This is a genomic window from Rhodoferax lithotrophicus (genome assembly GCF_019973615.1).
In the GTDB taxonomy this organism is placed as follows: domain Bacteria; phylum Pseudomonadota; class Gammaproteobacteria; order Burkholderiales; family Burkholderiaceae_C; genus Rhodoferax; species Rhodoferax lithotrophicus.
The window spans coordinates 3,657,672-3,670,391 of sequence record NZ_AP024238.1 but is presented as its reverse complement, the minus strand read 5'-3'; the positions used below and the strand labels follow the sequence as shown (position 1 = coordinate 3,670,391).

Genomic DNA, 12,720 nt, shown 5'->3' with positions numbered 1-12,720 from the left:
GTGCTGGTTACAGAAAGAGTGGCAGGGGCAAGCCACCGGTTAGGCAGAGAGCGGCGCAGGGCTATTTAAAATTTGTAGCGCTTCATGCAGAACAGGTAAGGGCTGCAGGCGTTTTAGGCATTGATTGTCGCCATCACAAAAGGTCAACCGGTGGTTGTAGGCCGACAGACAGGGTGAGCAGGCCAGGCCAGACTCCAGTACCCGTGCGCGTGGCCCCAGCGGGCCATATAGGCGGCCAGTTTCCGGGCCGAAAAACACCATGGTTTGAATCGGTGTCAAGCTGGCAAAGTGGCCGGGGCCGCCGTCGTTGGTGATCAGCAGTTGCGCGGCGTGAAACAGCATCAGCAGTTCGCGGATGCTTTTGGTGTAGCCGGTCAAGTCCACACAGAAGTCGCTGGCGACATCCTGGCGCAGTTGCCGGGCCAGCGCCGCGTCATCGCGCAGGCCGATCAAGCCGACCGCATGCCCCGCATCAACCAGGCCTTTGGCCACCTGGACGTAATGAGCGGCTGGCCAGGCGCGCTCGGGCAGCAGGCCGCCGCCCGCATAGAGCAGCACCACCTTGCGCCCGGCCAGGCTGGGGTGATCGGTGTGCATTTGTTGGCGGTATTTGGCCAGCTCGGGTGCGCCGAACACTACGTTGAGGCCGGTATCTGTTGGCAAAAGGCGAATGGGCGCGGCCTTGTTGCGCGGCATGGAGGCATCATCAAGCGCATCCACCAGCGATAAAAATTGCTGTGTGATGTGCTGGTATGGGTTGTAGGGAATGGCGCGGTTGATGAAGCTGCCGCGGTACAGACCTTCCTGGGTATGCGCCGTGAAACCGGCACGTAGTGGGGCACCACTCACGTAGCTCATCAAACTGCTGATGCGGGAAAACAGCTCGCAGTCAATCACCGCATCCAGCGGCAAGGCACGCAAGGTCTTGCTGACATGCCAGATGTCGGCGAGCAGCCGCAAGCCTGAGCTGTCGTCCAGCGCATGCAGGTGCTCTGATTGAGCCAGGCCAAGCAGCTTGGCGACTTCCTGGTTCTTTTTGAGCTGCAACACGTGTACCGTGGCGCTGGGGTAACGCTGGCGCAGGGCGGCAAACATGGGGCCTGCCAGCACCACGCTGCCCATTTCGGACAGCAGGATCACCAGGATATGGCGCGGCTTTGGGGGGATGGCCTGCGCCTTGCCACCCAGGAGTCGCGCCCACAGCGAAACGGCCGCACACAAGGCCTGGCCCACCCAGCGGTCTATCCAGCGTTGTGTTTGCAGCTTCATCGTTGGGTTCCAGGCTGTGTTTACAGGCCGGCAGCGGCACGCAAGGCGGCAGCGCGGTCGGTGCATTCCCAGGTGAACTCAGGCTCTTCGCGGCCAAAGTGGCCGTAGGTTGCGGTCTTTTCGTAGATCGGACGCAACAAATCGAGCATCTGGATGATGCCGCGTGGGCGCAGGTCAAAGTGGATGTTGACCAGGGCGGCGATTTCCTCGTCCGGAATCACGCCGGTGCCCTCGGTGTAAACCGTGACGTTCATCGGTTTGGCCACACCAATGGCGTAGGCCACCTGGATCTGGCATTGGCGTGCCAAGCCGGCTGCGACGATGTTTTTCGCCACATAACGGGCAGCGTAGGCGGCAGAACGATCCACTTTCGTGGGGTCTTTACCGCTGAACGCACCACCGCCGTGGGGGCAGGCACCGCCGTAGGTGTCGACGATGATCTTGCGTCCGGTTAAACCACAGTCACCTTGTGGGCCACCGACGACAAAACGGCCAGTGGGGTTGATCAGGTATTTGGTGTCTTCGGTGAGCCATTCCTTGGGCAGCACGGGTTTGATGATTTCTTCACGAATGGCTTCGTAGAACGCATCGGTCATGCGGTGACCCAGGCTCATCTCAGGGCTGTGCTGGGTGGACAGCACCACGGTGTCGATGCTGTGGGGTTTGCCGTCCACATAACGCATGGTGACCTGGCTTTTGGCATCCGGGCGCAGAAAGGGCAGGCGGCCATCTTTGCGCAACTGGGCCTGGCGTTCGACCAGGCGGTGGGCGTAGTAGATGGGGGCGGGCATCAGCTCGGGGGTTTCGTTGCAGGCGTAGCCAAACATCAGGCCCTGGTCACCAGCACCGGTGTTGAGGTGGTCATCCGAGGCGTGATCCACGCCCTGGGCGATGTCGTTGCTTTGCTTGTCGTAAGCCACCAGCACGGCACAGCCTTTGTAGTCAATGCCGTACTCGGTGTTGTCGTAGCCAATGCGTTTGATGGTGTCGCGTGCCACCTGAATGTAGTCCACGTTGGCGTTGGTGGTGATTTCACCGGCCAGCACCACCAGACCGGTGTTGGTCAGGGTTTCAGCGGCGACGCGGGATTTGGGGTCTTGTTTGAAGATGGCATCCAGAATGGCGTCGGAAATCTGGTCAGCCACCTTGTCGGGGTGACCTTCCGAGACGGATTCGGAGGTGAAAAGAAAGTCGTTCGCCATGGTGAATGTGCTCCTAAAAATAAAACAACCGGTTCGCGTTGCTTTGGCTTTTTGGGGCTTTCAGCGAACGCTTTAGCAGATGTGTCAGGGGTCTGACAAGGCACAATGACGGCCTGTTGGGGCAGCCGATGTGTGTGTCGCCCTGCAAGTAGTTCTGTAACTCGGCGACCCCCAGTAGTTTATCTCACCCCATGATCACCCTTTTTAAGCTCATGTCTCTTTCTCCTTTGTGGCTGCTGCATGCCAAAGGTTGGGTGTTGGGTTGGCTGGCGTTTGTTTTTTCCGGTGTTTATCGACGGCGCTTTATTAACCATGCCAGGCTGGCAGGCTTGTCGATGTCCAGCTGGCTGGCTGCAGTGGGGGAAAGTGGCAAGCTGGTGATGGAGCTGCCACGTCTGTGGCTGGGGCGACCCGTGCCGGTATTTTGGGATGGTGCCGAGCATGTGGAGGTGGCATTGGCACAGGGTCGGGGGATTGTGTTTTTGACCCCGCACCTGGGGTGTTTCGAGATCACCGCGCAGGCTTATGCCCAGCGTTATGGCGTGACGGGTAAGCCTATGACGGTATTGTTCCGTCCCCCGCGTCAAAGTTGGCTGCGTACTGTGGTGGAAGCTTCACGTCAACGTCCAGGCTTGTTGACCGCGCCCACCACACTCTCAGGGGTCAAGCAGATGATCAAAGCGCTTAAACACGGCGAATCGGTGGGCCTGTTGCCCGATCAGGTGCCGCCCCAAGGACTGGGTGTGATGGCGCCGTTTTTTGGTCAGGAGGCTTACACCATGACCTTGTCGGTGCGTTTGGTGCAACAAACCGGGGCAAGTGTGTTGCTGGCTTGGGGGGAACGCCTGTCTTGGGGGCGTGGTTTTTGTGTGCATGTCCAAGCGCTGAAAGATGAATTGCCAGCCCCGTTGCCCGAAGCCGTGAGCGCCATCAACCGGGCGATGGAATCCCTGGTGATGCAGTGTCCACAGCAGTATTTATGGGGTTACGCACGTTACAAGCAGCCGCGTGCATCACTTTGATCGGTGAAAAGAAAAAAATATGGGAACTCGTTTGGTGCTTTGGTGGATGCGTGTGATGGCCTATTTGCCCCTGGCCTGGGTACGTGTCTTGGGCCGCTTGTTGGGTGCGGTGTTACACGCTGTAGTCGGCTCCCGGCGGCGGGTGGTGCACACCAATTTGCGGTTGTGTTTTCCTGCACTGGATGATGCACAAGTGCACGCCCTGACGCGCCGGGTGTTTGTGCGCTTTGCACAAGCCTGGTTGGATCGTGGCTGGCTTTGGCATGGTTCCGAGGCCTTGTTGCGTGGACGTTTGACCCTCAGCGGTGCAGTGAATGAACTTGAGGGCAGTACACCCACAGTGATTTTTGCGCCGCATTTTGTCGGTCTGGATGCCGGCTGGACGGCACTGACGCAGCAGTTGCCTCGGCACTTCACCACCATTTACACCGATCAAACCAACAAGCTTGCGGATGCCTGGATTTTGCAGGGGCGCCAACGTTTTGGTTCGGGGCGCTTGTTTGGCCGGGTGGAAGGGGTGAAAACCATTGTGTCGAGCTTGCGCCAGGGTGATGTGTTGTACCTGCTGCCGGACATGAATTTTGGTCCACACGAATCACTGTTTGTGCCGTTTTACGGAGTCCAGGCCGCCACCGTGCCCTCGCTCTCACGTTTTGCCAAACTGGGGCGCGCCAAGGTCGTGCCGGTGGTGACACGCATGACAGATCAGGGTTATGAGGTGCAGGTGTTGCCCGCTTGGGACAACTTCCCTACCGATGACCTGCAAATCGACACGGCTTTGATGAATACACGCCTGCAAAGCTACATTGATACCATGCCCGAGCAGTATTACTGGGTGCACAAACGGTTCAAGGATCGGCCCGCAGGTGAGGCTGATCTTTATGGATGAAAATGGCTTCTAGTGCTTGGTAGATAAGCGCAAGCAGCTATTTATTCAGTAGTTTTCTCTGGCGTTTCGATGGGGGCTTGGGTGGGTGTGGCAGGGTGTGCCCATTGCCACAGCAGGGTCGCCACCTCATCAATCCCCTGGCGCTTGGTGGCTGAAAACAGCCGCACTTCACCGCCGCCGGCATTGAGTTTCATGATGGACAGCGCCTTGGTTTGCTCGGCGCGGGTGAGTTTGTCGGCTTTGGTGAGGATGACCAAAAACTTCAGACCTTCCTCGACCCGGGGGCGCACCACGTCCAGCAGCACTTCGTCGAGTTCGGTCAGGCCGTGGCGCGGGTCACACATCAGCACAATGGCTTTGAGGTTTTCGCGGGTGATCAGGTAATTAGCCATGACCTGTTGCCAGCGGATCTTGTCTTGTTTGGGAACAGCAGCATAGCCATAGCCTGGCAAATCGGCCAGAACCGCGTCCGTCACACCCTGTTTACCCAGGGCAAACAGATTGATGTGCTGGGTGCGTCCGGGTTTTTTGGAGGCAAAGGCCAGCTGTTTTTGTTGTGTCAGGGTGTTGATGCAGGTGGATTTGCCTGCATTGGAGCGTCCGACAAAAGCAATTTCAGGTACCTCCAACGTGGGCAAAAACTGCAACTGAGGTGCCGTGGTGAGAAATTTTGCGGTATGCAGCCAACCTAAAGCCACGTTAGAACTGACCGCTTGGACGGTGTTGTCACCCGTGGAAGGCAAGATGGGCGAGGGTTGGCTGGTAGGGTTGGTCATAGTAGGCAAACTGTTGAATTGGCTCATTGTAGAATTGCAGGGTTTTCCCCACACACTCAACTGAACTGTCCATTTATGAAGCTGATTGCCACATTCACCGTTGCTGCCGCGCTGGCCACCGCTGTTTTTTCAAGTTTTGCGAATGAAACCGCAGCAGTTTCAGCCAAGGCTGATCTGGCCAAAGGCGAAGCCAGTTTTGGCACTGTCTGTGCAGCTTGCCATGCACCTGATGGCAATTCCTTGATTCCTGTGAATCCAAAATTAGCGCAGCAACACCCGCAGTACATCGTTAAACAGTTGACGGAATTCAAAGCGGGAAAACGTGAAAATGCGGTGATGAATGGCATGGCCGCCGCGTTGAGCGAAGACGATATGAAAAACATTGCCTACTGGCTGGCGAGTAAAAAAGCCACCCCTGGCGCATCCAATGACAAAGACCTGGTGTTGCTGGGTGAAAAAATTTACCGTGGTGGCATTGCCGATCGTCAGATCCCGGCTTGTGCTGGTTGCCACAGCCCCAACGGTGCAGGCATTCCTGCCCAATATCCGCGTTTGAGTGGTCAGCATGCCGAATATGCAGTGGTCCAGTTGACCGCCTTCCGCGACGGAGTGCGCAATAACAGCCCGCAAATGACTCAAATTGCGGCCAAGCTGAATGACCGTGAAATCAAGGCGGTAGCTGATTACATCGCCGGTTTGCACTGATTTTTGGCAGGCCATGAGAGCAGAGTGAGGGCATTCACTCTGCTAACAAAAAAGGCAGGTTGTTTGGCAACCTGCCTTTTTTGTTGGGTACTTGCTGGCTGAAAGGGTTTTGGGGCAAGAGCATCACATATTTTTGTAAGAAGTCCTATGCTTGGCCGACTCATTGGCTTACAGGAAATCTACCATGCTTATTCAATCCAATGCCCAAGGCTTTATTCACCCGGTTTCCAGTGAGATCACCCCACTGGCTGCCTACCAGTCCCGCCGTGATCTGATCCGCTGGATGGCTACCGGCGCGGCAGGGGCCGCGATGGCTTCCTGGGCCTCCCGCGAGGCCCAAGCCCAAAGCTGGGCACCACCTGGGCAACAGACTGCGTTGGCGCATGGCAAAACCAGTGTGGCAGGTGCTTTGAGCATGGAAAAAGTCACCGACTACAAACACGCCAGTACGTACAACAATTTTTATGAATTTGGCACCGACAAGGCAGATCCTGCCAGAGCGGCACACACCCTGAAAACCAGCCCGTGGACGGTGGAGATTGAGGGTCTGGTGAAGAAACCAGGACGGTATGCACTGGAGGATTTGCTCAAACTAAGTAGCCAGGAAGAGCGTATTTACCGCTTGCGCTGTGTGGAGGGCTGGTCGATGGTGATTCCATGGGTGGGGTATTCGCTGTCTGAACTGATCAAACGTGTGGAGCCTCTGGGTGGTGCCAAGTATGTTGAATTTGTCACGTTGGCAGACCCCAAGACCATGCCTGGAGTCACTGCACGGGTGTTGGATTGGCCGTATGTAGAAGGTTTGCGCATGGATGAAGCTATGCACCCGCTGACCCTTTTGGCGTTTGGTATGTACGGTGAAGTGTTGCCCAAGCAAAGTGGTGCACCCTTGCGTTTGGTGGTGCCCTGGAAATATGGTTTCAAAAGCGGCAAGAGTCTGGTCAAAATCCGTTTTACTGACAAGCAACCAGCCACTGCGTGGAACAAGGCGGCAGCCAATGAATACGGGTTTTATTCCAATGTGAATCCGAATGTGGATCATCCCCGCTGGAGTCAGGCTACAGAGCGGCGCATTGGCGAAGACGGTTTGTTTGCCAAAAAACGCAAGACCCTGATGTTCAACGGTTATGAGGCACAGGTGGGTCAGCTGTATGCCGGCATGGATTTAAGTAAGAATTTTTGATGCAGATGCCTCTGATGGTTCGGTTTTTGCCAGATTTCAAGGTGATGTGCCGGCATCCATTGGCAAAACCGTTGGTTTTTGTTCTGGCCTTGTGGCCATTTGTTCACTTGGTTTGGGCGGCTGCGTTTGATCAATTGGGCGCTAATCCGGCCGAAGCACTGGTGCGCGCTACGGGTGACTGGAGTCTGCGGTTTTTGTGTGTGGTACTGGCGGTGACACCGTTGCGAGTGCTCACCGGCAATCCCGCATTGGCCCGCTTCCGGCGGATGTTGGGCTTGTTGGTGTATTTTTACGTGGTATTGCACTTGCTGAGTTACAGCGGCTTTGACATGGCGTTTGATGTGACTGATATCGCCAAAGACATTGTCAAGCGGCCCTTTATTTTGGTTGGTTTTTTGGCATTTGTCGTGCTGAGTGCCTTGGCGCTCACTTCATTCAACCGGGCGATACGAATACTGGGGGGGCAAAATTGGCAGCGTCTGCACCAAACGGTGTACTTTGTGGCAGGTCTGGCCATTGTGCATTTTTTCTGGATGCGGGCCGGTAAAAATAACTTTGCCGAGGTTATTTTTTACGCCGTTGTGCTGGGTATCCTGCTGGCATGGCGGATGTGGCGATTTTTGAATAAAAGTAGGCTGTAGTGACCGTTAAATAAGCGTAAAAAGCTATCTTTATTGAAGTAATTTCACCGCCAATTGTTTTTTGACTGTAGTCTGCCGGAACGCTTCGTCGCCAGTTGCATCGGCTTACGGTTGGCTAGGCGCAGAGGATGCACCTGCTGCGGGTGCGATGGGTGATATGCCAATGGAAGGGATTAAGGACTCTGGCAAGGTTGCACGATGTACCCCTTGGGTTTGCGGTAAATAGAGCGCACCTTGTTGGCCACAGCCAGCCAAAGCGACTGTGCAGAGCACAAAAAGCGTACTGCGCACTAAAATTTGGTAAATCAACAGCATGGTGAAATTGTAATGACCGACTCAGAATTCATGGATTTGGCAGAGCGAGTGCTTAAAGGTGTAGAAGTCAGTTGCGACCGGCTCAATGACAACACGGATGTCGACATCGACAATCAGCGCACGGGTGGCATGATCACTTTGGTGTTTGCCAATCGGAGTCAAATTGTGATCAATTTGCAGAAACCCTTGCATGAGATTTGGCTGGCTGCCAAATGTGGGGGATTCCACTATCAATTTGATGGCAAGCAGTGGATGGACACCAAAGGACAGGGCGAGTTTTTTGCCTCATTGTCTCGCCACGCCAGTGAGCAGTCTGGCGAGACATTAAGTTTCTCGATCTGAAGATTTTGGCGCTGATCTTCAATTTTTGAAGAGATCCAGAATTTTCTTTTTCTCGTCAGCTGCAGGCAGTGGAGTGACCTGTGGTGCAGCACCCTCGGTGCTGTCACTCATGCCCAAGCTGGCTACGCCAGCGCCGCCAGCATATTCTCTGTAAAACCACTCACCGCCTGAATTGACCACGCCTTCGGGTACGTCATATTCCATGACCGGGACAGCCTTGAGTGCATGGGTCATGAAATCAATCCACACGGGCAAGCTTAGTCCACCTCCGGTTTCGCGGTCACCAAGTTTTCTGGGCGTGTCGTAGCCGATCCATGTAATAGCTGCCAGGCTGGGTTGGAAGCCAGAGAACCAAGCGTCCATGGAGTCATTGGTGGTGCCTGTTTTGCCATAAAGATCGGGCCGTTTGAGTTTGGCTTGTGCTGAGGCGGCGGTGCCTGAGCGAGTGACTTCTTGCAGTAGGCTGTCCATCACAAAAGCATTGCGTGCATCAATCACGCGTAATGACTCATCAATAACAGGTGCGGGTGTTTCTGCCAGTATTTTGCCGTTCTGGTCGGTGACCTTGGACACCAGCCAAGGATTCACGCGATAGCCACCATTTGCAAACACTGAATAAGCCGTAGCCATTTGCATGGGTGTGACCGAGCCCGCGCCCAGGGCCATGGTCAGGTAAGCTGGGTGTTTGTCTGCATCAAAACCAAAGCGGGTCACCCATTCCTGGGCGTTTTGGGCACCGACCATTTGCAGGATTCGAATAGAGATCATATTTTTGGATTTGGCCAGACCACGGCGCATCGTCATGGGGCCTTCAAATTTGCCATCGTAATTTTTTGGTTCCCAAGCTTGGCCGCCTGTCACGCCGGCGCTGAAAAAAAGTGGTGCATCGTTGATCATCGTGGCAGGTGTCAGACCATGTTCAAGAGACGCTGAGTAAATGAAAGGCTTGAAGCCAGAGCCAGGTTGACGCCAAGCCTGTGTGACATGGTTGAATTTGTTTTTGGCAAAGTCAAACCCACCCACCAGGGCTTTGATCGCACCGTTACGCGGGTCCATGGCTACAAAAGCACCCTCAACTTCAGGCAATTGGGTGATTTCCCAGGTTTGTTTGGGCGTTTGGACCACGCGGATGATGGCACCGCGACGGATTTTGATGTTCGCCGCAGCTTTATCAGATAAACCGGATTGCGCGGGTTTCAGGCCGTCTCCTGTGATTTCAATCATTTCGCTGTTGGGTCGCATGGCCTGAATTTTTTTCGGGTTCGCCTCCAACACCACGGCAGACATCACATCACCATTGTCCGGGTGTTCTTGCAGAGCTTCGTCGATGACATCTTCAATTTCTGCGGGGGTGCCAGGCAGACTGATGAATTTTTCGGGCCCCCGGTAGACCTGTCGGCGCTCGTAATTCATGATGCCACGACGCAGTGCGTTATAGGCTGCGGCTTGATCTTCTGCACGCAAAGTGGTGTAGACGTTGAGTCCCCGGGTGTAGGTGGCTTCACCGTATTGGTTAAACATCAATTGCCGAACGGTTTCAGCCACATATTCGGCGTGAACGCTGGCATTGTCTGAATTGGATTTGACTTTGAGAACTTCGCGCTTGGCTGTATCTGCCTGATCGACGCTGATAAAGCCATTTTCCAGCATCCGTTCAATGATGTAGAGTTGGCGCGATTTGGCTCGTTTAGGATTGTTGATGGGGTTGTAGGCGGACGGTGCCTTGGGCAGTCCAGCCAGCATGGCAGCTTCTGCTACGGTGACATTTTGGAGTGGCTTACCAAAATAGGCTTCAGACGCGGCGGCAAAACCATAGGCCCGGTTGCCAAGGAAAATCTGGTTCATGTAAACCTCAAGAATTTGATCTTTGGTCAACGTGTGTTCCAGTTTGAAGGTCAGCAAAATTTCATAAATCTTGCGGGTATAGGTTTTTTCAGAGGACAGGTAAACATTTCGAGCCACTTGCATGGTGATGGTGGATGCACCCTGACTTTTGATGCGTCCCAGATTGGCCATTGCCGCACGTACCAGACCTTTGTAGTCCACGCCACCGTGTTCGTAAAAACGGGCATCCTCAATGGCTAGCACAGCATCTTTCATCACTTTCGGAATGTCCTGGATGTGGGTGAATCTGCGTCGTTCCTCGCCAAATTCACCCAATAAAGCTCCTTCAGCCGAGTAAATCCGTAAAGGCAGTTTGGGGCGATAGTCAGACAGATCCGAGACATCAGGCAGGTTTGGGAAAGCCACAGCCATGGCAACAGCAACAAGCAACAAAACGGAAAGCAGGGCTGCCGCGATCAGGCCCATGCACCAAAGCACACTCTTTAAGGCCCAATGCATGGAGGTTTTGGCGTGATGAGTCGGGGACTTGGGTGCTTCAGATGAAGCGGGAGGAGTCTTGGCGGGCATAAAAAACCTGAAGATGATTCGTCAGCATTATAAAAATCGAAATTACCTTGCGGGACAGGTTAGTATTCTCACTTTTGACACTGACGCGGCTTGCATGTGATAGATGCGCTTGACATATTGACTTGAAGTGGAAAATTTGTCTGTCTCGTGCTCTTCCAAATGAAAGTCAATGTCTGAAATATCTTTGCGTGACAACATTCTTGTGGATAGTATTGAAGTAAAGTATTAAGTGTCGGGCGGCTACGTCTGTTAAGTTGAGGGGATCGTATTGTTTTCATTGGGGTCACTATTCAGCCGTCAACCGGCACCCATGCTGGGTTTGGACATCAGTTCATCCAGCGTGAAGTTGGTCGAGCTTGATCAGGATAAGAATGGTCAGTTGATTCTGAAAAACTGCGCTATCGTGCCGTTGGAGCGAGGTTGGATCAATGATGGCAATGTGGAGAAATTCGATGAGGTGGCTGATGCCGTACGCCGAGTGGTTGTGAAAAGTGGCACAAAAACCAAAAATGTGGCCATGGCTTTGCCTCCTTCTGCGGTTATTACAAAAAAAATCGTGTTGCCTGGCGGTTTGTCAGATCAAGAACTTGAGCTTCAAGTGGAGTCGGAGGCTAATCAATACATCCCCTTTCCGTTAGATGAAGTCAGTCTTGACTTTTGTATTGTTGGGCCCAGTGCCAATGCATCAAGTGATGTGGAGGTGTTAATCGCAGCCTCCAGGCGAGAGAAAGTACAAGATATTCAAGGTTTGGCTGAGGCCGCGGGGTTAAAACCAGTGATTGTTGATGTCGAGTCATATGCCAGCCGACTGGCCGCGGGTCGTTTGATTAGTCAGATGCCAAATCAGGGTGTAGATAGCACGGTGGCCTTGTTTGAAGTAGGCGCTTTAACCACCAGCATGCAAGTAATACGTAACGACGAAGTGTTGTATGACCGCGATCAGGCTTTTGGTGGAGCCCAATTGACGCAAATGATTGTTCGTCAATACGGATTTTCTCAAGAAGAGGCTGAAAACAAAAAACGCAGTGGCGAGCTGCCAGAAGACTACGACAGTGCAGTACTCAAACCATTTTTGGAGAGTTTGGTGCAGGAAATTGCTCGTGCGTTGCAATTCTTCTTTACCAGCACCACACACAATAAAGTTGACAAAGTGCTGCTTGCCGGTGGTTCTGCTGGTTTGCCTGGTTTGACAGAGGCAGTTTCTCTGCAAACCACTTTCCCGTGTTCTGTTGCCAATCCTTTTGAGGGGATGGAAATTGTCGAGGGGGTGCGGCGTAACAAGTTGGCTCGTGAGGCACCTTCATACTTGACTTCATGTGGTCTGGCTCTGCGGAGGTTCTTGCAGTGATTCTGATTAACCTCCTGCCGCACCGGGAAATTGCCCGTAAAAAACGTAAAGATCTTTTTAATACAGGCTTGGGTTTGTCGGCCTTGGTTGGTGGTTTGTTGGCTGGCTTGGTGTTTCTATGGTTTCAGGCGCAAATATCAGCTCAACAAGATAAAAACCAGATTTTGCAAACAGAAATCCAGAAATTTGACATTCAAATCAAGGACATTGCGGGTCTTGAGTCTGAAATCACAGCGCTGCGCGCCAGACAACAGGCCGTCGAGGATTTGCAGGCAGACCGCAATTTGCCGGTTCATTTGTTGAGTGAATTGGTTAAGCAGCTACCCGAAGGGGTTTACATCAATAGCATGCGTCAGGACGGGCAAAACGTGCAATTGCAAGGAGTTGCTCAATCCAATGAGCGTGTTTCAGAGTTACTGCGCAATTTGAGCGGCAATTCTCCGTGGTTCACTCGTCCAGAGTTGATTGAGATTGTGGCTGGCAACGTTACGCTTGCACCGAGGGATGTTCGTCGAGTCGCCAATTTCAACATTCGGGTCAATCTGGTGCGAGCTAGTGAGGTGGAGAAGGCCAACAAGCCAGCCTCGCTCACTGCATCGCAGGCCAAGTAAAGGTA

At 53.7% G+C, this 12,720-nt stretch carries 13 protein-coding genes; 8 read left to right on the top strand and 5 right to left on the bottom strand.

Going from position 1 to position 12,720, the window contains the following annotated elements:
* Positions 1–39: 39 nt before the first annotated feature.
* Positions 40–1,269, bottom strand: a complete 1,230-nt coding sequence (locus LDN84_RS16960; RefSeq protein ID WP_223904606.1) for a glycosyltransferase family 9 protein — start codon at positions 1,267–1,269, stop codon at positions 40–42.
* A 20-nt stretch (positions 1,270–1,289) separates the two neighbouring features.
* Positions 1,290–2,471 (bottom strand): methionine adenosyltransferase, encoded by a 1,182-nt coding sequence (gene metK, locus LDN84_RS16955; protein WP_223904605.1) that lies wholly within the window; start codon positions 2,469–2,471, stop codon positions 1,290–1,292.
* A gap of 191 nt (positions 2,472–2,662) precedes the next feature.
* On the opposite strand from metK, the gene LDN84_RS16950 reads away from it, so the two are divergent.
* Entirely contained in the window at positions 2,663–3,493 is an 831-nt protein-coding gene (locus tag LDN84_RS16950; RefSeq protein WP_223904604.1) for a lysophospholipid acyltransferase family protein, read from the top strand.
* A 19-nt stretch (positions 3,494–3,512) separates the two neighbouring features.
* Positions 3,513–4,382, top strand: coding sequence for an LpxL/LpxP family acyltransferase (locus tag LDN84_RS16945; RefSeq protein ID WP_223904603.1), 870 nt, complete (start codon positions 3,513–3,515; stop codon positions 4,380–4,382).
* 41 nt (positions 4,383–4,423) lie between these two features.
* On the opposite strand, the gene yihA is transcribed toward LDN84_RS16945, so the two are convergent.
* A complete protein-coding gene (gene yihA / locus LDN84_RS16940; protein ID WP_223904602.1) occupies positions 4,424–5,158 on the bottom strand; it encodes a ribosome biogenesis GTP-binding protein YihA/YsxC in 735 nt (244 codons plus the stop codon).
* 75 nt (positions 5,159–5,233) lie between these two features.
* Here yihA and LDN84_RS16935 point away from each other — a divergent pair, with 75 nt between their 5' ends.
* From LDN84_RS16935 to msrQ, 3 genes are all read left to right on the top strand, one after another.
* On the top strand, positions 5,234–5,863 hold the full coding sequence (locus tag LDN84_RS16935) for a c-type cytochrome (protein ID WP_223904601.1): 630 nt from the start codon (positions 5,234–5,236) through the stop codon (positions 5,861–5,863).
* A 184-nt stretch (positions 5,864–6,047) separates the two neighbouring features.
* Entirely contained in the window at positions 6,048–7,046 is a 999-nt protein-coding gene (msrP, locus tag LDN84_RS16930; RefSeq protein ID WP_223904600.1) for a protein-methionine-sulfoxide reductase catalytic subunit MsrP, read from the top strand.
* The gene (gene msrQ, locus LDN84_RS16925; RefSeq protein ID WP_435405894.1) at positions 7,046–7,687 is read left to right on the top strand and encodes a protein-methionine-sulfoxide reductase heme-binding subunit MsrQ; all 642 of its coding nucleotides are present in this window, start codon (positions 7,046–7,048) and stop codon (positions 7,685–7,687) included. The genes msrP and msrQ overlap by 1 nt, the downstream gene beginning before the upstream one ends.
* A 105-nt stretch (positions 7,688–7,792) precedes the next feature.
* On the opposite strand, the gene lptM is transcribed toward msrQ, so the two are convergent.
* Entirely contained in the window at positions 7,793–8,002 is a 210-nt protein-coding gene (gene lptM, locus LDN84_RS16920) for an LPS translocon maturation chaperone LptM (RefSeq protein ID WP_223904599.1), read from the bottom strand.
* A gap of 12 nt (positions 8,003–8,014) precedes the next feature.
* Here lptM and cyaY point away from each other — a divergent pair, with 12 nt between their 5' ends.
* Entirely contained in the window at positions 8,015–8,344 is a 330-nt protein-coding gene (gene cyaY, locus LDN84_RS16915; protein WP_223904598.1) for an iron donor protein CyaY, read from the top strand.
* 18 nt (positions 8,345–8,362) lie between these two features.
* Here the strand turns inward: cyaY and LDN84_RS16910 are convergent, their stop codons facing one another.
* On the bottom strand, positions 8,363–10,687 hold the full coding sequence (locus LDN84_RS16910; RefSeq protein ID WP_223904597.1) for a penicillin-binding protein 1A: 2,325 nt from the start codon (positions 10,685–10,687) through the stop codon (positions 8,363–8,365).
* 337 nt (positions 10,688–11,024) lie between these two features.
* Here LDN84_RS16910 and pilM point away from each other — a divergent pair, with 337 nt between their 5' ends.
* Positions 11,025–12,104, top strand: coding sequence for a pilus assembly protein PilM (gene pilM, locus LDN84_RS16905; protein WP_223904596.1), 1,080 nt, complete (start codon positions 11,025–11,027; stop codon positions 12,102–12,104).
* Positions 12,101–12,715 (top strand): PilN domain-containing protein, encoded by a 615-nt coding sequence (locus tag LDN84_RS16900; protein WP_223904595.1) that lies wholly within the window; start codon positions 12,101–12,103, stop codon positions 12,713–12,715. Before pilM ends, LDN84_RS16900 begins: the two co-directional genes overlap by 4 nt.
* Positions 12,716–12,720 lie beyond the last annotated feature (5 nt).